The 23531-nt window shown below is 54.2% G+C and carries 28 protein-coding genes and 1 pseudogene; 9 read left to right on the forward strand and 20 right to left on the reverse strand.

All coding sequences use genetic code 11. The features are described 5' to 3' along the window. Positions 1-54: 54 nt before the first annotated feature. The 18 genes and pseudogenes from ACJJJB_RS00105 to ACJJJB_RS00190 all read right to left on the reverse strand — a co-directional run bounded on the left by ACJJJB_RS00105 (position 55) and on the right by ACJJJB_RS00190 (position 11111). Positions 55-378 (reverse strand): hypothetical protein, encoded by a 324-nt coding sequence (locus ACJJJB_RS00105; protein WP_445364908.1) that lies wholly within the window; start codon positions 376-378, stop codon positions 55-57. After that, the gene (locus ACJJJB_RS00110) at positions 375-872 is read right to left on the reverse strand and encodes a hypothetical protein (protein ID WP_445364909.1); all 498 of its coding nucleotides are present in this window, start codon (positions 870-872) and stop codon (positions 375-377) included. The genes ACJJJB_RS00105 and ACJJJB_RS00110 overlap by 4 nt, the downstream gene beginning before the upstream one ends. A gap of 8 nt (positions 873-880) precedes the next feature. Then, a complete protein-coding gene (locus tag ACJJJB_RS00115) occupies positions 881-1195 on the reverse strand; it encodes a phage holin family protein (protein ID WP_445364910.1) in 315 nt (104 codons plus the stop codon). A 165-nt stretch (positions 1196-1360) separates the two neighbouring features. After that, complete coding sequence (locus tag ACJJJB_RS00120) at positions 1361-2617, reverse strand: hypothetical protein (RefSeq protein ID WP_445364911.1); 1257 nt, start codon at positions 2615-2617, stop codon at positions 1361-1363. Next, entirely contained in the window at positions 2614-2799 is a 186-nt protein-coding gene (locus tag ACJJJB_RS00125) for a hypothetical protein (protein WP_445364912.1), read from the reverse strand. The genes ACJJJB_RS00120 and ACJJJB_RS00125 overlap by 4 nt, the downstream gene beginning before the upstream one ends. Positions 2800-2928: 129 nt before the next feature. Further along, on the reverse strand, positions 2929-3225 hold the full coding sequence (locus tag ACJJJB_RS00130; protein ID WP_445364913.1) for a hypothetical protein: 297 nt from the start codon (positions 3223-3225) through the stop codon (positions 2929-2931). Positions 3226-3516: 291 nt separating this feature from the next. Continuing rightward, complete coding sequence (locus ACJJJB_RS00135) at positions 3517-3747, reverse strand: hypothetical protein (protein ID WP_445364914.1); 231 nt, start codon at positions 3745-3747, stop codon at positions 3517-3519. Next, a complete protein-coding gene (locus ACJJJB_RS00140) occupies positions 3740-4339 on the reverse strand; it encodes a hypothetical protein (protein WP_445364915.1) in 600 nt (199 codons plus the stop codon). The genes ACJJJB_RS00135 and ACJJJB_RS00140 overlap by 8 nt, the downstream gene beginning before the upstream one ends. After that, on the reverse strand, positions 4320-4877 hold the full coding sequence (gene ssb / locus ACJJJB_RS00145; protein ID WP_445364916.1) for a single-stranded DNA-binding protein: 558 nt from the start codon (positions 4875-4877) through the stop codon (positions 4320-4322). The genes ACJJJB_RS00140 and ssb overlap by 20 nt, the downstream gene beginning before the upstream one ends. 79 nt (positions 4878-4956) lie before the next feature. Further along, positions 4957-5250, reverse strand: a complete 294-nt coding sequence (locus ACJJJB_RS00150; RefSeq protein WP_445364917.1) for a hypothetical protein — start codon at positions 5248-5250, stop codon at positions 4957-4959. Positions 5251-5304: 54 nt separating this feature from the next. After that, the gene (locus tag ACJJJB_RS00155; protein WP_445364918.1) at positions 5305-5766 is read right to left on the reverse strand and encodes a hypothetical protein; all 462 of its coding nucleotides are present in this window, start codon (positions 5764-5766) and stop codon (positions 5305-5307) included. Continuing rightward, entirely contained in the window at positions 5747-5977 is a 231-nt protein-coding gene (locus tag ACJJJB_RS00160) for a hypothetical protein (RefSeq protein WP_445364919.1), read from the reverse strand. Before ACJJJB_RS00160 ends, ACJJJB_RS00155 begins: the two co-directional genes overlap by 20 nt. 678 nt (positions 5978-6655) lie before the next feature. After that, positions 6656-7444: pseudogene (locus ACJJJB_RS00165) on the reverse strand (DNA cytosine methyltransferase); the annotation flags it as partial. Beyond that, positions 7441-8133 (reverse strand): dUTP diphosphatase, encoded by a 693-nt coding sequence (locus ACJJJB_RS00170; RefSeq protein ID WP_445364920.1) that lies wholly within the window; start codon positions 8131-8133, stop codon positions 7441-7443. The gene ACJJJB_RS00170 and the pseudogene ACJJJB_RS00165, both read right to left, overlap by 4 nt. Beyond that, positions 8117-8449 carry a hypothetical protein gene (locus tag ACJJJB_RS00175; protein ID WP_445364860.1) on the reverse strand — a complete coding sequence of 111 codons (333 nt, stop codon included), beginning with the start codon at positions 8447-8449 and terminating at the stop codon, positions 8117-8119. The genes ACJJJB_RS00170 and ACJJJB_RS00175 overlap by 17 nt, the downstream gene beginning before the upstream one ends. After that, positions 8449-9012 (reverse strand): hypothetical protein, encoded by a 564-nt coding sequence (locus tag ACJJJB_RS00180; RefSeq protein WP_445364861.1) that lies wholly within the window; start codon positions 9010-9012, stop codon positions 8449-8451. The genes ACJJJB_RS00175 and ACJJJB_RS00180 overlap by 1 nt, the downstream gene beginning before the upstream one ends. Continuing rightward, positions 8999-10231: a recombination-associated protein RdgC gene (rdgC, locus tag ACJJJB_RS00185; protein WP_445364862.1), complete on the reverse strand. Its 1233-nt coding sequence runs from the start codon at positions 10229-10231 to the stop codon at positions 8999-9001. Before rdgC ends, ACJJJB_RS00180 begins: the two co-directional genes overlap by 14 nt. Positions 10232-10505: 274 nt before the next feature. Further along, positions 10506-11111, reverse strand: a complete 606-nt coding sequence (locus tag ACJJJB_RS00190; protein ID WP_445364863.1) for a hypothetical protein — start codon at positions 11109-11111, stop codon at positions 10506-10508. Between the two features lie 171 nt (positions 11112-11282). Here ACJJJB_RS00190 and ACJJJB_RS00195 point away from each other — a divergent pair, with 171 nt between their 5' ends. The 5 genes from ACJJJB_RS00195 to ACJJJB_RS00215 all read left to right on the forward strand — a co-directional run bounded on the left by ACJJJB_RS00195 (position 11283) and on the right by ACJJJB_RS00215 (position 17443). Next, a complete protein-coding gene (locus tag ACJJJB_RS00195) occupies positions 11283-11585 on the forward strand; it encodes a hypothetical protein (RefSeq protein WP_445364864.1) in 303 nt (100 codons plus the stop codon). Then, positions 11585-12226, forward strand: coding sequence for a LexA family protein (locus ACJJJB_RS00200; RefSeq protein ID WP_445364865.1), 642 nt, complete (start codon positions 11585-11587; stop codon positions 12224-12226). Before ACJJJB_RS00195 ends, ACJJJB_RS00200 begins: the two co-directional genes overlap by 1 nt. Before the next feature lie 386 nt (positions 12227-12612). Then, complete coding sequence (locus tag ACJJJB_RS00205; RefSeq protein WP_445364866.1) at positions 12613-16752, forward strand: plasmid replication protein, CyRepA1 family; 4140 nt, start codon at positions 12613-12615, stop codon at positions 16750-16752. Between the two features lie 18 nt (positions 16753-16770). After that, positions 16771-17157 (forward strand): type II toxin-antitoxin system RelE/ParE family toxin, encoded by a 387-nt coding sequence (locus ACJJJB_RS00210; protein WP_445364867.1) that lies wholly within the window; start codon positions 16771-16773, stop codon positions 17155-17157. Beyond that, complete coding sequence (locus ACJJJB_RS00215; RefSeq protein ID WP_445364868.1) at positions 17138-17443, forward strand: type II toxin-antitoxin system RelB family anti-toxin transcriptional regulator; 306 nt, start codon at positions 17138-17140, stop codon at positions 17441-17443. Before ACJJJB_RS00210 ends, ACJJJB_RS00215 begins: the two co-directional genes overlap by 20 nt. Positions 17444-17457: 14 nt before the next feature. Here ACJJJB_RS00215 and ACJJJB_RS00220 read toward each other — a convergent pair whose 3' ends face one another. Beyond that, the gene (locus ACJJJB_RS00220) at positions 17458-17952 is read right to left on the reverse strand and encodes a hypothetical protein (RefSeq protein WP_445364869.1); all 495 of its coding nucleotides are present in this window, start codon (positions 17950-17952) and stop codon (positions 17458-17460) included. A 196-nt stretch (positions 17953-18148) separates the two neighbouring features. Between ACJJJB_RS00220 and ACJJJB_RS00225 the strand changes: the two genes are divergently transcribed. Together ACJJJB_RS00225 and ACJJJB_RS00230 are read left to right on the forward strand one after the other, a co-directional pair. Beyond that, entirely contained in the window at positions 18149-18469 is a 321-nt protein-coding gene (locus ACJJJB_RS00225) for a helix-turn-helix domain-containing protein (protein WP_445364870.1), read from the forward strand. Between the two features lie 103 nt (positions 18470-18572). Continuing rightward, positions 18573-18803, forward strand: a complete 231-nt coding sequence (locus ACJJJB_RS00230; protein ID WP_445364871.1) for a hypothetical protein — start codon at positions 18573-18575, stop codon at positions 18801-18803. Here ACJJJB_RS00230 and ACJJJB_RS00235 read toward each other — a convergent pair. After that, entirely contained in the window at positions 18793-20727 is a 1935-nt protein-coding gene (locus tag ACJJJB_RS00235) for a protelomerase family protein (protein WP_445364872.1), read from the reverse strand. The two genes, ACJJJB_RS00230 and ACJJJB_RS00235, sit on opposite strands and share 11 nt — an antisense overlap. Positions 20728-21364: 637 nt before the next feature. On the opposite strand from ACJJJB_RS00235, the gene ACJJJB_RS00240 reads away from it, so the two are divergent. Both ACJJJB_RS00240 and ACJJJB_RS00245 read left to right on the forward strand, forming a co-directional pair. Then, a complete protein-coding gene (locus ACJJJB_RS00240; protein ID WP_445364873.1) occupies positions 21365-22552 on the forward strand; it encodes an AAA family ATPase in 1188 nt (395 codons plus the stop codon). After that, positions 22552-23517, forward strand: coding sequence for a ParB/RepB/Spo0J family partition protein (locus tag ACJJJB_RS00245; protein WP_445364874.1), 966 nt, complete (start codon positions 22552-22554; stop codon positions 23515-23517). Before ACJJJB_RS00240 ends, ACJJJB_RS00245 begins: the two co-directional genes overlap by 1 nt. The last annotated feature ends 14 nt before the right edge of the window (positions 23518-23531 follow it).

The raw sequence follows: 23531 nt of genomic DNA on the forward strand, positions 1-23531 counted from the left end.
GCGCAAATGGCCACCTATGGCGTAAATGGCCACCTATGGCGCAATTTTCACTTTTTAGGGGCGGGCAGCCCAGCGGCGATCACGCCTCCGGGCCAATTCCACCTCCTCCTGATGCTTCAACAGGGCGATGTATGCGGCCTCCTCAAAATCGATACGGGCCTTTTGACTGCGTCCAAGCTCAAGAGCTGCCTTCCTCGACCGAAGGCAACCAGTGACCTTCTTCGCATCTTTAAGAAGTGCGCCTGCAAGTTTTGAACCTCCGGGTTGATCCAGAAGCTTGGACACTCGGGACTCATCCTCAAACCCTACTGCACCTAGCACCAGAGCCGCAGCCCAAGCCTCCCTCCTGCTTGCCTTGCGCCTGGATAGAATGCTCATAGCCGGCGGCCTTGCATAACCCTGGGCACGAAACGGCGCGCATTGTTCACGTACTCTTCTGGAGTTCCCTTCGCGTTCGGGTGATATGTGTTGTAGTGACGCTTCCAATAATGCGCGCGCTCCTCCAGGGCTTTAGGAATTACTGTCGGGACCAGGCGATACTTGAGCCGGCAAAATATCAGCGACAGCAACGGCGAATAGGCCAGCTCTCGCAACTCGACAGCACTGATGTCAACGCCAAATTCCTGATCGATCAACTCGATCACCTTGCGACTGGTCCGCGCCTTAACATCGTCAAAACCAATCTGATCAAATTGAGTCAGCCCCACGCCGAGCTTGTGCGCATGGCGATCCTTATATTCGCCCAGCCAACTTTCCTGGGCCGCAGTTTCCAGCAAAATGTCCACCGCGTTGTTATTGTCTCCATGGCCCAATACATCACAGACATCCCTCGCCATCTCTAAAACCTGACTTGGTCGCGTCGTTCCGTACATGACTCCCCCTACTTTCCGCCTGAAACCTTATGACTGGCCCACCTAGTCGCCAAGCTGCGTACCTGGTTGACTCCCAACACTCCAACAACACCGGCCCCGAAATAACTCCAGCCGCTGGACAACCCGAACTCCTCACAAGCGAGGCCGACAACAAACACCAGAATCCCGCCGATTCCAGCCTCAAGCAGCTGGCGAACAGGCTTGGGTTCCTCCTCGTCATAAATAATCCGTACATACGAGAGCACAAAGCCCAGCACCGCCGGAACCCACTGCTCCCGTGCCGACAATAGGAACAGCCACTGACCTGGATCTTTGTCTGGCATTTCCCGCCCCACTCGCGAAAACAAAAAAGCCCCGCCGGCAAAACCGGAGGGGCTCGATAAAATTTAGGCACAAAAAAACCGCCACTAGGGGCGGTTTTGCGCAGTTATTCCAACTTAGTGAAAAGGTACTAAAAGTGTTGCAGTCGAGTCAACAACTTGGTGCGGTTATTTTTCAGCCTCCCATCGCTCGAACTCAGCCTCAAAGCGATCAGGCGACTGATCCACAGAGATAACCACAGCTTCTGGGGATAATTGCGGATAGCTTGCCAACTTCCTTGCCGCCTGCTGGACCTCCTGGTGTAACTCTGAATCCGGGCTGGTAAGGTCCAAATACTTCTCCACCTTCAACAGGGTCCTCGCCGCACCCTCCTGCCGCAGCAGCCTCTCGCCACCGCTACGACCACCATCGGTAACAAACTCCATCGCCGACAAACTCGCCACCGCATACACCGGCTTTTCCTTATGCTCGCTCGACCCGGCCGCCTGAACCAGATTATGAATAACGCTCCAGCGACTCAGCATGGCTGCACAAATGCTTTCCAGCTCCTCCACTCGCTGACGCTCACGCAACAGCACCGACCGAACCTTTGTTGCCGCTCCACCCTCCCAGCTAGGCAACAACTCTCGCTGCAGGCTTTCCAGCGCCTTTAAGGCTTCAACAAATTCCACCGGAGAGGGTTCATCTGCGGGCAGGCCATTAACGGCCGGAGCAATATCCCGCACCGCCTCTTCTACCAATTCCAGCAACCGCTCAACATCCTTGCTCGCATCCCAATCCCCATTCTCAAATGCGTTAGCCGCTGCCTCTGTCAAAGTGTCGCGCACCGTTTGCAATACCAACGACTCACCAATTCCCGACACCCCAAACACTGGACCGGCTTCCAAAAGCTCCGCCCATGCGTCATCCTGCTCCTGCCGCGTGCCAGTGGGAAGCACCCTATTTCGCATTCTTACGTTGTCTCCCAGCCGCTCAGGAACCTCAACCCACTCCACCCCATTTCGTCTCGGCTGAGCAGGCCATCCCGCCCCCTTGTTGCATTTTGGAGCGCACGCCAATACTTCCGCCCACAATTTATCCTGCTCCTCTCGGGAGTGCAGAGGGAGTAGGCGGTGCCGCATTTCCTCGTTGTCTCCTAGACGCCGGGGAACCTTTACCCACCTAATTGCCGACGACTCATCCTCTGCAGACGGCGCAACGACAGCTGGCCAGTTTGGGTTTTTCTCACCAGTGGCCGCTTTATACTCTTTTTCGGATACTCCAATAGCCAAAAAGACATGATAGATAGTCGGCCAGGTATCGCTTTCCTCATCATAGAAATCCTCTACCAGGCCATCCCAGTCAACATAGCCGCGTGCCGTTGCAGAATTTAAGATCTTAATCGCCTGCAACCTACTCAGCTCTCCCACCCAATGATCGTTCATAACAATTTATCTCCCTGTGCCCGCAACTCCCGCAGAACCCGGATCTCATTTTCCTGTAAAGAATCAAAGCTTCGCTCTGGCTTCTGGTCGGGATACAAAGGCAGGCACTGTAGCGCTTTAATTAATGCCCTGATCTCACCTTCCGTCCCGCGCAGCGTGTAAGTCTTTTCCAAAACCTCCATGCTTAATTTCCCCGTAATCCGTCTCTTTAAAATTCCAGCATCGTCGCCCGCCGGCACTCGAAGTACTCTCGCGGCACCGTCCACTCGAAATATTGGAGCGGCCTGAATAGAGGCACCCTAAGCCCGCTCCTACTCCGCCAAAACAGGCCCACCACGCAGCTCCTCCAGAAACCCAACCGGCCACCAGCGACAAAAATTGCCCGCATTCTCGCGGCTTTTAAGAACAACCCCGCGCTTCACCAATTTATCCAGTGCCTTTCGTGCGTCGCTATTACTAACTCCCAAACCACGCGCGATGCGAGACGTAATAACACCATTGCGCTCACAGAACTTCTGCTCATCCACAGCACCGCAGCGACGTGCAAAGCCGAGGTCATACTCATTTACGCCTGCCTTTATCGCAGCCAGAATCTGCTCAGCATCCATCACCCTCTCCCCTTATCCATAACCCGCCTCATCTGCGCTACATACCTATCCTGCGCCCTAAAAGCGAGCCAGGCCGGCTCCACCAGATAGTGATATACAGGAAAAAAAACCACCCGAAGCAAGTGAAGTGGGATAAACACTAAATAAAGTGAAGCGAATATCGAAAAGCCAATTGCACGCAAAACCCAGCCCACAACCCCCCTTACTACATGCCAAAAATCAAGAATGGATTCACCCCACAGCCTAAAGACAATCCTGCTTCTCCAATTCCAGCGATAACATGCTTTCAACTTATCCCATCTTTTCATTCGGACCTGCCTCCATACTCACCAACCGTCCAATCGCAATCGGCCCCGCATGCTGCATACATAAACGCTGGCCACCAATCAAAACCCGCGCCGCCCGAACGCAACGGCGATCCGTGTCCTCTGTATCCCTGTAATAAACCGTCTCGCGCATGGCTTCACACTGCGGAGGCCTCGGGATTTTCGGAACATCCAGCCAAGCCGTCTTATTAGCCATTGAGAGGCACCCGCCCTGCCTGGCCACCGCGCCTTGCACCCTCCCACCAATTGCCGAAGCTGCGTGGGTAAGGTGTAAAAACGGTAATCAAACCCTCCTCCCCCTCACCAAATCCACGCAGCTGCTGGAAAAAGCCCCACCCTTTCCGCTTCTGCCCAACCATCACCCGCGTCCCCTCAACAAACAGCGTCCAGGTTTCCGGCTCCGCCTTGTGAATTCGATGGAAGGTGTTCGCATTCACCCGGTTAAACCAACGCCGATATTTAAATTCGGTCAGGCAGCCCGACGAACTCGCGACCGGGCACATATCGACGGCGCGCTCCTCCATATAGCCGCCATTCAGGATCAGCGAACCGCCCCACTCCCACGGATGGTTGTGCAGATGCTTCTCGCTGTCACTGCTGACAAACCGGTGCAGATAAAACGTCATCCCGAACAACTGCCCCAGGTAATAACGCTCTAAATACGGCCCAGATTCCAGCGGTATCAATCGGCACGGCAAGCGCGCACTCAACCAAAATAAAAGTCGAACCAACATGCTCCCCTCCATCAAAACGGATCTTAGGTAACCTCTAAAACGGAATATCGTCATCGAAACTATTGTCAAAACCCCCGGCGGGACTCTGGTTTGGCTGCCGTGCGGGCGGCTGCTGATTGCTCGGTGCAGGGTGCCCTTGATTACCCTGCTGGTAACCCCCTTGCTGGAAGCCGCCCTGATAACCTCCCGCCTGGTTGCCCATACCTACACCCATAGCAGCACCGCTCGCACCCTCGCCAAAGCTCTCCCCCGCTCTGCGCCCGTCGAGCATCTGCATTTCACTCGCAACAATTTCGGTGGTGTAGCGATTCTCCCCGGTGTTTTTATCCTGCCACTTGCGCGTGCGCAGAGAGCCCTCGACATAAATCTTGGAACCCTTGCGCAGATACTCCCCAGCGATTTCCGCGAGGCGATTCCAAAACACCACCCTGTGCCACTCCGTGCGCTCTTGCTGCTGGCCGGTTTGCTTATCCTTCCAGGACTCACTGGTAGCCAAGCTGATATTGGTTACCGGACTGTTCTGCAAATATTTGGTTTCCGGGTCCTGCCCCAAATTCCCAATCAATATGACCTTGTTGATTCCCCTGGCCATAATTCGCACCTCCCCCTTTTTAATGCCCTAAAATCATTCCCTTCCAAGCCCTCACCGAATGGACTGCTTTAGCTGGCGATCAACTCGCGGCTTCTACCTGAGCCCCTTCTTCTGACTCACCACCCAAGGGGCAATCCTTGAAACGCTCCTTAAGCTCTCCATAAGCAGTGATGCCGTACTCGGTGTAGGTGTTGGTCAAACGGTCCTCTATCTGCACCCAGGTGCCGCGCCTGTCTTTGGCGCGCTGCCGGGCCAACTTCATGGCTAAGTTGCGTGAACTAAAGGCACCTTTAAAATCGCGGCGGCCGCCATCGTTCAGCGCCATTTGCCCGCCATAAACGGCGAATCTTTTAATCTCAGCTTTGCTACCCATCACTTTCTCTCCAAAAAAAATAACCCTGTTTAAATTCTCAGCCCGCCAACTACACTAGGCCGCCTGCTGCACCACTGGCGCATAAGCCCCGGAAAACTTCGCTAAGAGCAGATCCCGGCACTGCTCCGCCCAATCCTCAAAAACCTTTCTCGGTATCCTGTTCGCAGGGTTGGGATGCCCCTTCACCCCCCGCTTACGCCAGAAATTCCGAGCCACCCGCCAGGCACTTCGAGAGCAATCCCCATCCAGCCAAAAAACACAGCGCTGGCCATCCATGTTCAACAATCCACTCTCCTGCAGCTGCTTTAAGCGCGTCCACAAATAAGGCTGAGGCAGCAGAGTGGTCACCACGCAGCGCTTCTCGCGGCTCTCCTTAATCGCACAGAGGTAATTCGATTCATGCCCTCCCGTTAACCAGAACTTCCCCTCGTTCCCAATATCCAGAACCGAAGAGGACAAACGCCGCAATTGGTTTAACCAGACCAGCTGAATTAATTCATCGTTGGTAATAATCAAGGCCCCTCCTCATCTCCTCAAAATCCCGTAAAAGCGCCTCTCCCTTTTTCTGCAACAGAGCCTGCGCCTCCTGAATCGCCTGCCATCTCTCCTCTCTTAGCTTTCTCTCCTGCTGATCCTGCAGCGCCCACAAAAACATAATCCGCAGATATCCAGTAAAAAGACCAGCCACAACTCCAAGCAGGCAGCCTCCAATAAAATCCATTTCCATTTAAGCCGCCTCCCGCAGAGCATTAGAAATACGCAACCCAATCCAATGCACCACCGGCACCGCTTTGCTGTTGCCTATGGCTTTGTAGCGGGGGCCATCGCTGGCCAGGTAATCGCACTCTTCGGCGGTGAGTTCGCGTTTTAGTAGGCGGCTGTAATAGGCGACCATTTCGGCCTCCACCTTTTTGCGGGATTTAAGCGGGATTAAGGTGTGGTTATCGCGGAAGCCCTGCAGGCGTTCGCACTCCACTGGGGTAAGGCGACGCGCGGCCATACCCTGGCGAATTGCGGTAAACCCTTGCCCTGGCTTTCCACCGCCGGAGCTCAATGCACCAGCCACTTGGAGCTCGCGGAGCTCATCGCGGCTGTTTTGTGCAAAAGCCACCGCCGTGGTGTGGGTTACTGAAAGTGCAGGGCTTAGGTTTTCGCTGCTGGCACACTGGGTGCCACTCATCTCAGCAGGAAAAGCAATAGTGGGCTGTATCAGAAAGGTTTCGCTCTCGAAATCCAGGCGCCCGTGCGGGCCCGCGTGCGCGGTGAGTGCGTGACTCACATCCACCGGGCCGGATTGCCGGTTTTGCCCAAATGCCACTGGTAAAAGCCCGCCGGGCATATCCATTAAATCCTGCCCTGACTGTTCGCCGTAGGTGGCTGTCAGGGTTCCGGCGGTGAGCTGTTCGGGCTCGATGCCCGCGCCACGACGCCTTCCAGCGCCTGCCGTAACAGTGCCGGCAACGTCTTGCGGCGCTTCTCGGCGCGGCGCAGAATCCCGGCGCAAGCCCTCGCGCTCAAAAAGTACCGCTGCGGGATCGAATCCTTCTCTAGCACTTGCGACAACGAACACACGGCGGCGTCGTTGGGCCACTCCGAAATATTGGGCATCAAGTACCCGCCACGCGATTGTGCGCTTGGGTCCAGCAACGTGACCTGAGTCTGTCCACACTGGAAAGTGCTGATCGGTTTTCTTGCACCACTTCCAATGGGCACTGGACCGTCCAGGCTCAGGTTGTGGACCGGGAACAAGGGCGTCGTCGTCGCCCGCGAGCGCCCCGAGGAAGCAGCCAAAGGCGTTGTCTTTTGAGTTGAGGACACCGGGGACGTTTTCCCACACGGCAATAGCTGCGGGCTCTCCTCGGCCAGTTCGAACATGGTCGATTGCATTTAATAACTCCACGTATTTAATGGTCAGCTGGCCACGCGGATCGCTTAAACCCTCGCGCATCCCCGAAAAAGAAAAAGCCTGGCAAGGCGTGCCGCCCACCAAAGCCTCCGGCGCTTCCACATTGCCCCGTAGCACCGCAACGGCAATCTTTGTCATATCCCCCAGGTTGCGCACTTCCGGCCAGTGGTGGGCCAATACCGCGCAGGGGAATGGCTCGACTTCTGCGAACCAAGCCGCCTGCCAGCCCAACGGCTCCCAGGCCACAGTGGCCGCCTCGATGCCGCTGCACACGCTTCCGTATCTCACCGCAAAACCTCTATCTCACCCACCCCTTTCTGAGATTGCTGAAACACGGAATAAGCCTCCTGCAATCCCGAATAAATCACTTGCTCATCACTTGCGTCAGCGTATTCCGGATGCGCCGCTCTAAATCTCTCAAGGCCCAAAACCGTTTTGTGAAGCAGCTCATTGTCCTCAAGCCCATCCCAAACTTTGATGTAAGAGCCGTCCGCATAACCGCGATCCTGGCGAAAACGATTCAGCACCATTTTTCCGAGATGCAAATCGGCCAACGTCGCAACCGTCAGCCCCAGTTGATCCAGCAAGCTGCGAAACAGCGGCAAACTAACAGAGGGGTTTTCCATGGTTAAAACATTAGAAACAAAAGTTTTGGCCGCTCTAACAGGAGCCGGAAACCCTCCCATATCCTTACTGAGCCCACTCACCAAAACCTCCGTTGCCCGCTCAATATCACAGTCCTCCTCCTGCAATATCCAGCTAAATAAAAAACAACTAACATCCACTGCCTCCAGCTGGGCCTGCGGTAAATCCCTTTTCTGGTTCGCCCACCATTTCCACCCCAGGTGATCCAACAACTCACTGGTTTCGGTCAAAATGGCGGTCGCCCAATCCATATCCCGTATGCTCCAGTTCGGCTTCACCGACTCATTAAAAGCCGCCTGACGCTCTAACATCCCCTTAAGCTGCTGGTGCATAAATGCTCTCCCTCGCCTGCCGGCACAGTTTGTTATTGATCTGAGTGAACTCGCTGGAATTAGCTGGAATCGGTAGCGGAGCATGGCCGTGCATTTCGCGGTGACGCTGCACCCACCAATAAAAGGTCTCCTCGCATCCGGCTTGGTTGTCCCGATGCCAACGCACCCGCGCACCTTCCTTTGAAAGAAAACCGCCATTGGTCGAGGTCCAGCGGCACGCCGGGTTGCTGCACTCTGCTCGATAGAGGCCCGCGTCATTGCGACGCATGCGCGGTGCGGAACCGCAACCCAAGCAGGGGCGCTTTTCCCGGCTCACTAACCGACACTCCGGTAACGGCGGTTAATCTCTTGAATTAGCGGATCGATACCGGTGAGCGCGGCTTTTGCCTCGCCCTTAAATGCATCCAGAGCGCCGCGATAGACAGGCGCCCACACCCTGGAAAAAGTGCTGCGATTAATCCCCATGTGAGCAGCAATGATCGCCTCGCTGGAACCGCGCGCATCATTCGCCTCCGAGCGCACCTGCTCGCTAATGGCCGTAATAAGCACCGTCATGCGGCAATTCTTTTCGAAGCGTCGATAGGCGTTTTCCGGCCCCTGATCCAGCAAAAACTCCCACACCCGCTGGTTCATCTTGTCGCGACTTTTGCGCGTCACATCCGAGCCATCAGGGCCAAATGCCCACATACCCGAGTCCCGCAGCGCTTCTGGTAGCGACTTGATGACCTTGCGCACCTTAGCCAACTCGCCCTCCAGAACTGCGCGATAACTGCTGGGAGCGGTGCCTTTAGGGGGGCGCGGGGAATAGGGGTCCTGGAAACCTTCGACGGTAGTGAAAGCGTCGTGCCAGGCCTGCTCGGGAGATTCAAATAGCGGCATCGATCATCTCCTCAGCTCGCACCAAAAGCGCGGTGCTTCTCTGCCCAGACTCATCTGGCGGCGACACAACCCCTCGCCGCTCCAGCTCTACCACCAGCAATGCGGCCCGGTTGTAACCTATACGCAATTTTCGTTGCATAAAGGACATGCTTATACTGTCGCAGCTCTTTACAAGCTCGGCCGCATCTTCGTAAAGCGGGTCCTCTGCCGGCTCTTCTACAGAATCACCGACAAGCAACAGATCCGCCTCTTTTGGCTTCCAGGTGGCCGGCTCCTGCTCCTCGTAGTAGCCGCCAAACGCCTCCACCAGCCCCTGCCAAACGCCATCTAAGATGCCGGCGAACAACACCAACTCCGCATCAAAAGCCCCCGATAACCCGTTGGCTTCATCCTCTTCGATACCGTAAATATCGTCGCTCTTATATTGCGGTTTGATCTGCTTGATCAGCAGCTCATCGGTTAAGCGGAAATCAATCCCCGCGGCGCCGTCATCAGTCTCCAGCGCCAACACCGCCACCTCGTAGCCACCCTCGCGATAGCCCTGCGCGTTATCGTCGGTGGGATCTTCGTTGTTCAAAGTGACACGGCAGGAGCCGTCGTGCTCACTGCGAAACTCCGCATGTAGGCCCAAGCGAAACCCGGCAGGAATGCCGTTTTTTAACCAGCTCATCATCTCCTGCGCCGTATTGCGAGACATCTGCGGCATCGCTACCGGCAAGTTTTGAGTCGCTTCGCGCAGGGCACTAAGAAAAAGCTCAGCCCCGTTATGACCGCTGGCCTCCACAATCAGCAGCCCGGTGCGCGGGGTGATATAGGCGAGCGCGGTTTTCTCTTCGGGGAAGGCGTGCGGCAGCAGGTCAATCAAAACTTCCTGCTTAATCTGCTCCCGCTCCCTCCTTAAAACTGGGCGAGCTTCGCGCTTTCCAATTTCCTCAGCCCGCTTTTGAATCGCTTTCTGCAGCTCTGCCGGCTTTACCTTGCGTACCGCCTGGCGCAATGCCACCACCCAGCGCCCATCCACCTGGCGCAGGAAACGTAGTGGATTCAACTCGGACAGCAGCTCACTATCTATCTGCTCTGCGGGTGGGACAAAACCACAGCGACCGGCCTCGGTGGGAGCCGGTGGCGTGAAACACTTCGCTTTCAGATTCTGAGCTATTTCCCGCGCCCCCAACTCCAGAGGCTTGCAGAACCGGTAAACAACAACGCTTTTGAACATATCGACCTCGCTCTGCGATTGGTAAAGGATTCCTTTTCCAGGTGGTTACCGCGGTAACCACCCCCGAAAATCACTATCTATCCAAGTGGCTACCGCGGTAACCACCCCAAAAGCTAAAAAAAAATGCGGGGCGAACCCCGCCAAGCCTTTAGGGAAAATTCAAGTGCGAGCATGCCCGCCATCTCATGAGTGGGTTGTTTTTCAGGTGGCTACCGCGGTAACCACCCCAAAATTTAAAAAAATGTGGGGCGAACCCCACAACAAGCGGCTGCTGTTAATCTTCATTACCGAGGCGCTCATTCAACATTCTCTGTAGAACGCGCGGAGCCAATAACCCGGTCCCTTTTTGGATGTTCAAAAGCTCCTGCACACCCTTTTCAACCAAGTCCAGAAGCCCCGCTGCATACTCTCGGAGCTCCTCCCTTTCATCCCTAACATCAAGCATCCCATCCTGTGCTGGCTTGCTGCTCGCAATCACATCGGAAAATTCCCTGGTCAAGCAGGCCAAACTGGATGGGGTTGGTACGCGATCATTCGTGCCTGAAGGCAGAGGCAAATAAAAACTACCGGTCAATGCCATCAGTTCCTTAAGGCACTCCTGCTGGTAAGGCTTTGGAAGGGCATAAATCCATGCCCACTTCCAGGCCAGGGGAATTGCGGATTTTCCGCTCAGCATGGAGCTAATCATCTTGCGGCGGGATTCAAACCAGTTCTGATAACTGTCTGCACTGAGCGGCTCTTCGATTTCAAGCTGGCTTTTTTCCAGGCTTGGCAAAAGGTGCTGGCGGGCAAACTGCTGTTTGCTAACCCCCTTCTCGGTCAACCACTCGGTGGTGTGCTTTAGAAGGATGCGATCCTCTGAAATCTCCCCGATGTGCATGGCGTTTTTCTCTTTTTTTTAGGCCTTTCCAGCCTTGGAAATTGCTGCATGGATAGATTTTGCTAAATTCGAATATTGAAGTCAATACGAAATTCGAATTTCGATTTTGCGGAATCGAAAATAAGTGGGAGAATTTTTTCGGAAATCGAATAACCAACGGACGGTGATCGCATGAAACCGCAATCTCTCGCTACTGCCATCGCTTTTGCCTTGGCCCTAACCGCCTGTGTTAGTGCCGGCAACCCCTTCGACTGGGCCACAGTACGCCAGGTAGAAGTTGGCATGACCGCCATCGAGCTCAAGGAGCTAATGGGGCAGCCTACGCGCATTACCGCTACAGGGGATCAGGAGCTGTGGACCTGGTCCCAGGTTGATACATCCTGGGATTTATCCAGCACTAGCCGGGTTGTGACATTTGTATTGCGCGACGGCGTAGTTGCCGAAGTGCCTAATCTTTCGGAGTCGCTCCAGTAATGGAACTCAATATTGGCGGGGTACTGCGCAGGCTGCGCATCGATGAGCGCCACCTGACGCTTGCAGAATTATCGTATGAGCTGGACAACGCTATTGGTGCCGCCGCTCTACAGCGCATGGAGACCCGCAACACCACCATCGATATCGGCAACCTACAGATCCTCGCCAGTTTTTACCGGGTCACTGTCACCGATTTAATTCGCGAGGCAGAAGGCGGCGAACCCGTAGACCCCGCCCTGCTGCAAGCCCAGCGAGTACCCGTCCTGCAGTGGGATGAGATTGGTCCGTGGCAAGCGCCGGAAAATCGCTCCGCATTGCGCCAGAATCGCGCCACCGTACTGGCTCCACCGCCGGCCACTGAGAGCTGTTACGCCCTCACGGTATCCGGGGACAGTATGCAGAGTGAGCGAGGTACCAGTTTCCCCGAGGGCTACACCATCCTGGTGGACCCCTTGCGCGCTCCAATGGAGGGTGATTTTATCGTCGCACTCACCCCCGAAGGCCGCTCCACATTTAAGCAGCTGGTCAGCGATGGCCTCGATCAATACCTACGTCCACTGAATCGCAGCTACTCTCAGACGCCATTAGCTGAAGCAAAAATCTGCGGCGTTGTCATAGAATCCCGCTGGAATTTGCACTAAATACGAAATACGAGTTGCGAAATTCGAATAAACACCCCTAAACTGTCCCGCAGAGGAACGCTTGCAGCGCCCTTCCAGCGCGCTATAGACGCGGGATCACTCTCGGGGTAGGATCAGAGTTCTAAAAGAAGGCGATTTGATCAAATTTTGATCTACCGATTCGGCAGAGGAGAGACCGCCATGTAACCGCTTAGACGGATTACAGAATAACGGACAATAAAAAACCCGGTGTTGGAGCACCGGGTTTTTGAAAGGCCGACAGATAAAATAGCGTGGATGCGCCCTTACCTCACAGCCCAAACCTGAAAGCTGAGTGTAGGGCCGCAACCAGGCAGTTGCAAGCGTTTGAAATAAAAAAAACGCCGCTTTTGCGTGGAGAATATAACTTGCACTCAAATGACCATAACTTGATGCCGCTGGGGGAGTGGTATCAAGAGCGATTCAATTCCAGCCCCTACAACCTAATGGAGCACTACGCAGGTGATATTGCCAATATCGCTGCGCAGTTCGATATCGACTGGGATGCCACCAGTTCCAACCTTCTTCTCTCTACCGGAAAAGGTAAAGCCTCCAAGGTACTCCGCAAAAAGATCTATTTTCTTCACGAAAAGAGCAATTATAAAGGCAGGGTTGCTATTTACGCTGAAGAACACAGCGTAAACCATGACGGCTCGATTTTAAGAATCCCGTTTTTTACCTTTGCCGCAAAAGGCTTGGGTGGAGAGAGCGATTCCTGGAATGGTTTTTTAGCCCTGCTGGATATGTACCGCCGTGAAGCCGGTATCGAAATCAGCGAAAAGGAAAAGCAGGAGCGGCAAGCCCGCCTCACTGAGAAAGAGCGCAAGCGCAAAGAAAAGCTTGCCAGACTCGAAGCTGAACAAAAGGCCAAGGAAAAAGCAGCGCGCGAAAGTGTTGAGCGCGATCTAAAGCTGCACTCTAGCCTGCCCTTCGCCGCCGCTCAGGTGGTTACCGCGGTAACCACCCCTGAAAAAACATCGCCGGACCAAGTGGCTACCGCGATAACCACCCCGGGAAAAACATCGCCAGACCAGGTGGCTACCGCGGTAACCACCCCGGGAAAAACATCACCGGACCAAGTGGCTACCGCGGTAACCACCCCGGGAAAAACATCGCCAGACCAGGTGGCTACCGCGGTAACCACCCCGGGAAAAACATCACCAGACCAAGTGGCTACCGCGGTAACCACCCCGGAACCAGCGCACAAATATGCAATCGATAAGCGAATTATCGAGGCCTTAGCCGGAATTGATGTGCGCCTGGGTAAAGATAAGCGCGGGCGATTCCTGTCTATTCTGGCCAGTAGTATCCATGGGGTGAGCCAGGGCTTACAGAAAATCTACGAGAATAAATTTCAGCTATCTCCTAAAAGCAAGCCAACCAACAAGCTGTTTACCACCGGCATGGAAACCAGTGGTGCTTTTTTTGTTATCGGAGATTTAACTGGCGCAGTGAAACGCGGCGAGCCCATTCGATTCCAGGAGGGATTCGCTACCGGCTGCACAATCCATCTGGCCACCAAGCAAGTTTGCATTGTTGCATTTAATGCCGGCAACCTGGTTGAGGTTTTCTCGCTGTTCTGCCGTTACTACCCCAATAACCCTAAATTTGTCGATGCGGATAACGACTGCTGGAAGGCAGCAGAAGGTAAAGGAAATGCCGGCCTGCTTGCCGCCCTGGATTGCGCCAAGATAGACCCCACAGTAAAAATCACCTTTCCCACCTTTGAGGATATGGACACCGATTCCAAACCTACCGACTGGAACGATGTTCATTGCCTACACCCACGTGGGCTCGATGGTGTACGGAAAAAGCTGCGCAGCGCAAAGTGCAAACTAAAGGCCGAAACCAAGGCCTTCCCTTATCGATTGCAGCGCCTCGCGCTAACTAAAAAAGAGGCTGTTAAAGAAGAGGCATTGCGGGCCGTTAATGCGGGGATGTCTTTGGTGCCATTTGCTCACAGTGCGACTGAGGTCGTCGATATGGTTTCATCCTCCCTGCAAGACCGCACTCAGTTGTCGCCAGAAGAGTTGCCCGAACTCAAGCGCCGCGCCCAATGGCTAATGGCGCAGAAGATGAAAAGCGCGCAAGGATTCCGCAACTTCACCCAGGAAACTCTGACCAAACCCAATATTAGCTACGAGCGCGTACTGCCAGTTTACGATGCTGAAGGCCGCCCACTGCTGCCACCGAAGGTGCTGCGCAAAATACTGGCCCTCGATGGCGTAATTATCGTGCGCGCCCCAATGGCCAGCGGCAAAACCAAACACCTGCTGGCGCCACTGATGCGCAACAGTCAGCGCGGCGCCTACCTGGCACACCGGGTTAGCCTGATCGCCGATGCCTGCAACCGACTATCCGAACGCGATGAAATCACTGGCCGACTACAGATACGCGTCGATAATTATCAGGATCTTGCTGCCCCAATGGTGCCCATGGTGCAGCGTATGGGCTGCTGCATTAATTCCATCACCCACCCCAAGTTCGCGCCATTTTTTGCCACGGTTGAAGACTTACTGATTGATGAGGCCAGCCAGACTTTGCGCCATGTTGCCGATGGCACCGTCGACAATCCCGTACTGGTCCTTGAGCAGCTGGCAGAGATGATGCGCAGCGCCAACCGCACTGTGATGTGCGATGCCGACGCGGGTGACGCACTAGTCGAGTTTGCCGAAAGGGCCTGCCCTAACGAGCCAATCCATATCATCGAAATGCCCACTGACTGCTCCCATATTGAGGTGCTGCACACCAGTGACCTTATGGCTCAGCAACAAGTAGTCAACGCAGTCAAGCGCGGCGAGACCGCATTGGTCGCCGATGACTCAGCCAAAGATGGCGCCGCCCTGGCTCAACGCCTGCGCACTGAATGCGAGGGGGTCAAAGTCCTGCATGTCCACAAGGACAGCAAGGGCGAAGAGGATGTGGAAGCTTTTTTGGCAGACCCTAATACTCAGCAATTCAACTGGGATGTGGTCATTTACAGTCCAGCAATCAGCTCCGGTGTATCCATTGAGCAGCCGCATTTTCGCAACCATATCGGCATCTTTTTTGGCGCCGTTGCACCCTCCGACGCCATCCAAATGCTGCGCCGAGACCGCACAGCACAACGCTATATTGTCGGGTTCCATATCACCGATTACCGACGTGAAACTGACCGAGATCGCATCTATCGCGGGCGAGTTGCTGCCGATCGCCGCGCCCTGATTGATGCCAGCGGACGCGAACCAGACTGGGAGGAAACCGACAAAGAGTTTGTAGCCCGCTGGCGCAAAACGATGTTCGATGATGTCTGGCTCGACGCCACTGCTGCTGAGCGCAAGGCACGCGCGGATTTTGCCAACAATATGCTGCTGATCCTACTGGGCGATGGTTACCGGGTAAGTCACCTCACCGCCAACCCTCTCGACGAGGAGCAGGCCAAAGAGGGCAAAGCCCTAGCCAAAAAAGCGGTAACTGCCGAGCGTCACGCACTCATTCACCACGAAACGACTCCCGAAGAGGATGTGGCCCAAGCCCTGATGCGCCGCGATGTCATGAGCCGAGAGGAGGCCGCACAGCTTACCCGCTACCTCATCAAAACCCAGCTGTGCGCACCACTGGTAGAGCAGCAGGATATTGAATTTTGGGAGGACCGCGGCCTCAAGCGCCTGGCCAATTTCGAGGCGCTGCGGGCAAATACAGAAACTTGCCAGGCGTTTGACAACCATCTGGCCGAGAAGGGGGTAACCACCACCCGCCGCCTGCTCAAAACCGCCACTCACCGCCTGCTGTGTCAGGTATTTGAAAGCCTCGGCATCGATGTCGAGAGCGGAGTAGGGGAGTTCACTGCTCAACAGGCGCGCGAGGCCATGGACACGGTGCTCTGCTCTGAGGCGGCCATCGAGGAGTACAATGAGCTGCCGATTGGTGCCTATGTTTCTCCCAAAGCAAAACCCAAATGTGCCACAACCTGGGCCAAAACCGTGCTCGAGCGCCTCGGCCTCAAAGTACCCTCAACGCGACGCGGCAAAGTGAAAAAACGGGTCCACTTTATCGACCCTGATAGCTGGGCACAGCTTGATGACTATTACCGCCGCCGCCAAGCCGCAGGCGTCTCCAGCCTGGCCATCCACGACGCCGACAGCGATCCACAAGCCCAGCCCGCCCCCGCACAAGACGAGGCCCTCTTGGGCGCTGAGGGGGTGCCGGAGTGTGGCCGTGAGGGTGGACCACCTTCGCAGTATGTGTATAGAACACTGGATACAAAGGTGGTCCACCCCTTGAAAGAACTGGAGGAGAAATATCCCACCGCAATGGCGCTGATCGAGGAGGCTTGTTCGGGCTCTGATACGGTATTCCGCGATGAGGTGGTGGCGGGGCTGACTCCGGCGCACTGGGAGGATCTGGAGGCTGGGATGATGTCGAGTGAGTTCCTGCAGGTGCTTGTGGATCGGTTCTTTGCGAAGAGGGCTGAGGATGCAGAATCTCAGGTGCAAACTGTGACACCTAGTGTTACACTTCAAGCATAATAACCATAGGCAAGTTGAATGCGGGTTTTCAAAAACAGGCAGTTTGCCAAGTGGGCGAAGAAGGAAAAGCTGACTGATGAGGCACTGTGTGATGCTGTTGATCTGATGGAGAGCGGAACACCGCATGTAAACCTTGGAGGCGGGCTGGTAAAGCAACGAGTGGCGCTTAAAGGCAAAGGAAAATCAGGGGGAGTGAGATCACTCATCGCCTTTAAGCGCGGGAAAAGGTCGTTTTTTATCTATGGGTTCTCGAAGGGAGAGCGGTCGAACATATCAGAATCAGAGGAGAGGAATCTGAAGAAGTATGCAAAGGTTCTGCTGAATTTGAGCGAGAAGGAACTGGCGGCATACCTAGCCGGTTCAACACTAATCGAGATTACACGCGATGAAACAGTCAATAAATGAAATGATCCTTGAGTCTGTGCAGGATATGCATGAGGCAGGAGCGATTGATACAGCAACACTACGTGAATTTGACGCGATGAAGTTGCCTCCATTAAAAGAATATACACCGGCACAAATTCAAAGACTGCGCAAGAAAAGCAAAACCAGTCAAGGCGTGTTTGCGGCCTACCTAAATACCAGTAAATCTACAGTCCAGCAGTGGGAGCAAGGCAGAAAGTCGCCACGCGGAACCTCTCTCAAACTGTTAAACCTGGTAGATAGAAAGGGGCTGGCGGCCCTCGGGTAAAATAGAAAAAACCCTTAAAGGCGGGTGCCTACCAGCTGGTTGATCAGCGCGATCTCTTGCCCAACATCATCGATGGCTCGTAGTGCCAGCACAGCAGCGACTTCATAGCGATCCAGCGGTATCCCATCCAGGAGCAGGTTCCCCCCTTCAAATGGAGCACGTAAAACCGACCAGCGGTTATTAATCACCCGGTCCAGCATCGAAATTTGTAACTCTGTCGAGCAGCAGCGGATATGACGCAATAAGCCAATATGTAGCGGGTGTACGGGCTCCTGATTAATGCTCGGCAGAGACAGCTCACACTCTGGTTCTGAAGGGCTATAGATTTCGACAGCGCCCGCTGCGCTTTTTCCATAAAGGAGATAGTGCTCAGAGATACCACAGCGCTCACAAATTAAATCAATACGGTGCTGCGGAATAGGGTAGCCGGATCGGTATCGGGTAATTTGTCGCTCACTGGTGTTGCACAAATATGCGAGTTCGGCCCGCTTGCACTGGGCTTTGCGCATTGCCGATTCCAGCCGCGCTCCCCGCTGCGGATCAAATGTCCCGATGCAGTCTGTTATTTTATTCTCATCCACTACCAATTCGGGTGATTGTCCCCTCTGTCACCTACCGATAAAATTCGACTTTATCGGTAAAGATTCGATTCTAATAAAAAAACAGGTCAATTTCTTTCAGTAGGACTGAAAATAGGGAGATGGAATGGTTAGCAGGCTGGATGCCATGCGAGGACAACGCCTTCAGGCGGCGATGAAGCACGCAGGAGTTAGTGGCCAGGAATTGGCGGAAGTTGCAGCAGTGTCGCCAGGGGTAGTGACAGGTTGGCGCAAGGGGGCGGAAATTCGCTGTCGCCACTTAATGTTGATATGTCCCTACCTGGACATCAGCATCGATCACCTGGTAGCAGGAGTGGACACGGCGCCAACAGCCGAGGTGCAATTAGTAAGGCATTTTCGAACACTGGACTCCCGAACCGGGGTTGCCGTTTTAAAGCTAATAAAGAATCTAGCGCCTTCAGTGTGACCAAAATCACAAAAATGTCTCTACTATGTCCCCCTTGGCGGCTTGCACCTTTGCTGGGCATCCTTAATTTAGAGGGGGTGAGTGTTATTACTAGGAAAAGATCATGGATGACACAGGGAAAGCAGGCCTGTTTGATCTAATTGAACAGGCGGATACTAAGATCCGTCGGGTTGCCGCAACCATAGCGTTATTGATTAGCGCAGCCAGCGAGCAGCGGTTGGGCCAGGAGTGGGAGGGCAGCCTATCGCTCCTGCAGGATGAGCTCGATAAAGCGTTGGATTTGCAGCGGCAGATCAAGGGGGCGGCATTGCCACCCCCAGAGGTCATGCTGTAACCGCGAGATATTCGGTCCAGGCCTCCTCCATCGCTGTTTGGCGATTCTTATCCAGGGAGTGGGCCACCTCCTCTCCATCGATAGTGACGGCCGCACGCCACAGATTCCCTTCGCGGTTGTAAGAAATACGCGGTTTTGCAGCAGGCCTTTGCGATGGCTCCTGGACCGAGTCCTCGGCCTCCTGCTCCTCAATTTCCGCCTCTTCGGCCTCCAGGTCCTCGGCCTCCTCTTCAACAGGAACCTCTACCAGGACCGGAGGCTCAGCCTCATCCAGCTGTCGCCAGCGGCCATTCTCTTGCAGCTCGATACCCAACGCATCCGCGCAGGTCTCCATGTAGCGCTTGATTAGAGGACGGTAGGCTTTGGTTAGATTTATCAAAAAGCTCTGGGTAAATTTTGTCTCTGGATCCTTTTCCAGCTGCTCCTTTACCTTTTGATGAATCTTTACTGCAGCGTCACCATTGGCCATATCCGGCATCATTTCATCAAACTCGGCGAGCTGTTCAAGGCGACCGCTGCGCTGCTCGGTTTCGGGTTCGAAGTCAGGGTCGCAGCCGGCAACCTTGAATTGCTTGTAATGCATCTGCGTGGTTTCGTCGTCATGCCCCAGCAGCTCTGCGAAAAAAACATCCTCATCGGATTTTTTCCAGCGGGGGTCCCGGTGGAACCAGAGCTCATAGCAGATGCGAGCGTAAATCGAGCGAGTATCTTTGAGCACACGCTTCTTATCCGCAAAAAATTCCTTGGCATAGGTATTAAGGGGAGCCCCAACACGGCTGGCAATTTTCGCATTTAGGCTGCGGGTATCTCCCTTCACCCCTTCACTTTCTGGCAAGTCGGCAACCTGGGGCAGGGCGCGCAGATGCCTAATACCAGCAACAACAATTTCGGCAGGAGCGAGGGTATAAATGATCCTCTGATACTCACCATCCTCGCTGCGTTTTTTTGCCTGGCCGGAAAAGGCCAGGCGGTGCGGGTCTACTTTCCCTCCCTTAAGCTTTACCAGGGAAAACTCTCCCTGGAATAGCACTTCGATAGGCCGTCGCCCAGTAGCAGCGCATAGGGCAAAAGTGAGCGGGGCCATGGCATACATGGTATCTGCCCCGCTATTTTTCGTAGGGTTGGCAAGGATATTGGTGACTCGCTGAATATAGTTTGAGTATTGAATTGCTATAGCCGTGCGTTTTTTCACCCCCAAAGCAGCTTCTTTTTTTGCGGTGTGCGTTGCCCGCAACCCTTTTTCCATTCTTAAGGCATACATAATCTCATGGTTAATTTTCAATGAGGTGAGCCCCTCAATCAGGAGCTCAGCCTCATCTAACGCTGCGAGTAGAGCGAACTCCGCATCGATTGCGTCCCCACTTAAAAGGTCGGAAAGCATATCGGCATAGATGGGGTACGCCTTTCTTAGTTGGTCGATTTTCCGTTTGGCAGCGGGTTTAGAAAAATCGAGTCCTTCAAGTGTGCTAGATATCTTTGCAGCTCCTCGAAGCTGCTCTTCAAGATGTTTTTTAGCCAGCCTTGTTTTTTCGGGGGGGAGATTCTCTAGCGATTCTAGGGCCTGAGCGTGGTGAGGGTAGCGTTTCTGTAGCCGGCCAATATCTCTGTCCAGAAGGTGGTGGCGCAGCCCCATTTCCTCAAATACCTTTCTGACTCTACTTAGATAGGTGTTATAGGTGTTTAAGGTGACGCGATTGGCCTGACCTTTTCCTTGGTAACGGCGCCTGTCCGTGTAAAGCGCACTGCGAATTTTTTGCCCTATAGCACGGAATTTTCGGGTTTTTTCTGCCTGCGGCGCGTGACTCGCCTCAATGGCTACCACCTCATCTTTATATTTGCTCACCAGCTTTCGCAGGTCGACTTTTCGTGTGGCTCTTTCTTTTTCAGTTACCGCTTTCTCGGCGGCTTCTTTCTTCTCTGACATCTGAATCCCTCCTGATTGGCAAAAAATAAAACATACACATACTACCAAATCATACACAAAATAACAACAATAGCAAAATCATACATATTTAATATAAATCATACATATTTAATTGTATTATACAAACTGTAATGTGTATGTTTTTATACACATTATACTAAATATAGGCGCCTATATTTAGTATAATGTGTAGGATTTAAATATATATTGTGTATGTTTATATTTGCAATGTGTATGATTTATGCTTATATTGTGTATGATTTTGACGGGAGGTGTAAAAATATAACTTGTGTATGTTTTCACTTTGGACAAAAGTCGCTTTTATCCAAACATCAGCCGCACAAGAGAGGGCCACAGAAAACCAGCCATTGCCGCTTCCAGCCAAACAGGCCGGAAAGCCGCATAAACAAAGGGGATTCAACAAAGGCGAACCGGAACCAACAAAAGAGAGAGCACAAATAGGCAGAAAACTGGCGGCAACCGTCAACTAAAAGAGACCTATACGACCAAGACAAAAGCCCACATCCGAGACAATTGGCGTGAATAACTTTTTATTGGTTCCGTCGATAATAGAAAGTTTGCATTCTTAAAGCATTTGGGTGTAGATTTTGACAACCGGAAAAGGAGAGCAATAAAAATGAACCTCAAAGAGACCCTGGCTATCGCCATAGAAAAAAGTCGAGCGCTAGCCAAAAACATTGCCACCGCGCAATTCGGGGACGACTCCCCAGAGGCCCGCAAAATAACCCGACGATGGACTATCACCGATGCTGCAGCACTGGTTGGAGTATCAACGCAAGCCATCCGCAAAGCCGAAGAGGCTCAGCGCCTGCCAGCGCCAGACATGACCACCGACTCCCGCGACCGCCCACGCCGCATGGGTTACACCATCTACCAGATCGACAACATGCGCGATGTATTCGGCACCCGCCCCGGCCGCGGAGAAGCCAGCCCTCAAGTGATCGCCATTGCTGGCCACAAAGGCGGCTCCCTCAAAACCTCCACCGCTGTACACAAGGCCCAGTGGCACTCACTACAGGGCCGCAAGGTGCTGTTTATGGACATCGACCCGCAGGCAACCGCAAGCCTCTATTTTGGCTATGTGGCGGACGTCAACGTCCACCGCGAGGACACAGCCCTACCCTATCTGCTGGGCGAGCGCGGCAATCTTACCGACAGCATCAAACCCACCTGCTGGCCAAACCTGGACATCATCCCTAGCTGCCTAGCCATGCAAGAACTGGAGACCGAGCTGGAGCGCCGAGCAAATGATGGCGAACTCGACTACCCCAAACACATGATGCTGCGATCCGGCCTAGATGATGTCATGGACGCCTACGACATCATTATCATCGACGGCAGCCCGAACCTGGGCATGGGCACGGTAAATATGATTTGCGCCGCAGACGCAATCATTACCCCAGCCCCAGCGGATCTCAACGACTACATGAGCACCGCTCAATTTTTTGAGGCGCTGCGCGACCTGCTCGACGGCATCGACCTGGGCGGCTTCGTGCCCGACCTTCGCGTACTAATCACAAAATACAGCCACCAACCTGGCAGCGCCTCTGCATGGATGGAGGAGCAAATCCGGCGCACCTGGGGCGGCATGGTCCTAAACAACAAAGTGAGCCTCACCGATGAGGTCAGCAAAGGCCAGGTACGGATGCGCACCATCTACGAACAAAACACCAGCCAGCGCTCCACCCCCTCCGCCTGGGCCAAAGCTCAAAGCATTTGGAACCCTATATTTGAAGAAATCATGACTCGCGTAATCGAGCCCCGCTGGGCCGATGCACGGGAATCCGCCGAGGAAGTAGCCTGATGAAAAATGCACCACAGATTCCCACTGACGAGACAGCTTCGGTCAGCCACGCCGAAAAATCCGCGAGCGAAAACAAAGCAGCCACCGCTCCAGTGATTAAGGGAGCCGTTAAAGACGATAAAAAAAGAACCCGAGACAGAGTACAACCACTCAAAGCCGGCGACTCCTATACCCGCCCCGTTCTCGGCCGGGACGTGACCTTTAAATTAAAGGTAATCCCCAAAGACGAGGTCGCCGAACGCACCAGCGTCTGGAAAAACAACGAGCGCATGCAGGAATTTCTCACCGAGGAATCCCTGTCCGACATACTGCCAGGCCTGCGCGCAGACGGGCAGCAGGTGCCAGCCTATGGCCGCGAGCTGCCTGGGGGTGATGTCGAGGCCGCAGACGGCAGCCGCCGCCGCAGAGGCGCAATCCTCGCACCCTGCGACTACCTGATCTGGGTTGCCGACCTCAGCGACGAGGAGATGGATTTCTTCACGCGCGTGGGCAATGAATACCTCCCCCCATCAGCTTACGAGCGCGGCAAGCGCTACCAGCGCATGATGGACAATGGCCTCACTCAGCGCGAAATCGCAGAGCAGGAGAGCCTCAACCGCAACATTATCAGGCGCTGTATTTTGACCGCCTCCTTGCCCGAAGAGATTGTGCGACTGTTCCCGCGTATCAACGACCTGGAAGCCCGCCCCGGCGAGCGGCTGGCGAAGGCACGCACTCCGCAGATGATCGAATACGCCAAAACCCTAAGCGCACCCCAAGAGCCAGAACACTTGGTAAATAAACTGCTAGCCGCAGCGGTGCCAGCCAAGCCCGCCGCACCACCCCAATGGCAGGACAGCCACTGGTCTATCGGCTACGAATCAGGAAAAGGCCTACGCATTGACGTCGGCGAGGAAGTGCCGGAAAAACTGCGCGCAAAAATTGAAAAGTGGGTAAAAAAACAACTAGCGGCTGAGGAAGCCTAGAAAGGAAAAACCAG

The sequence above is a fragment of the Microbulbifer variabilis genome, assembly GCF_052468405.1.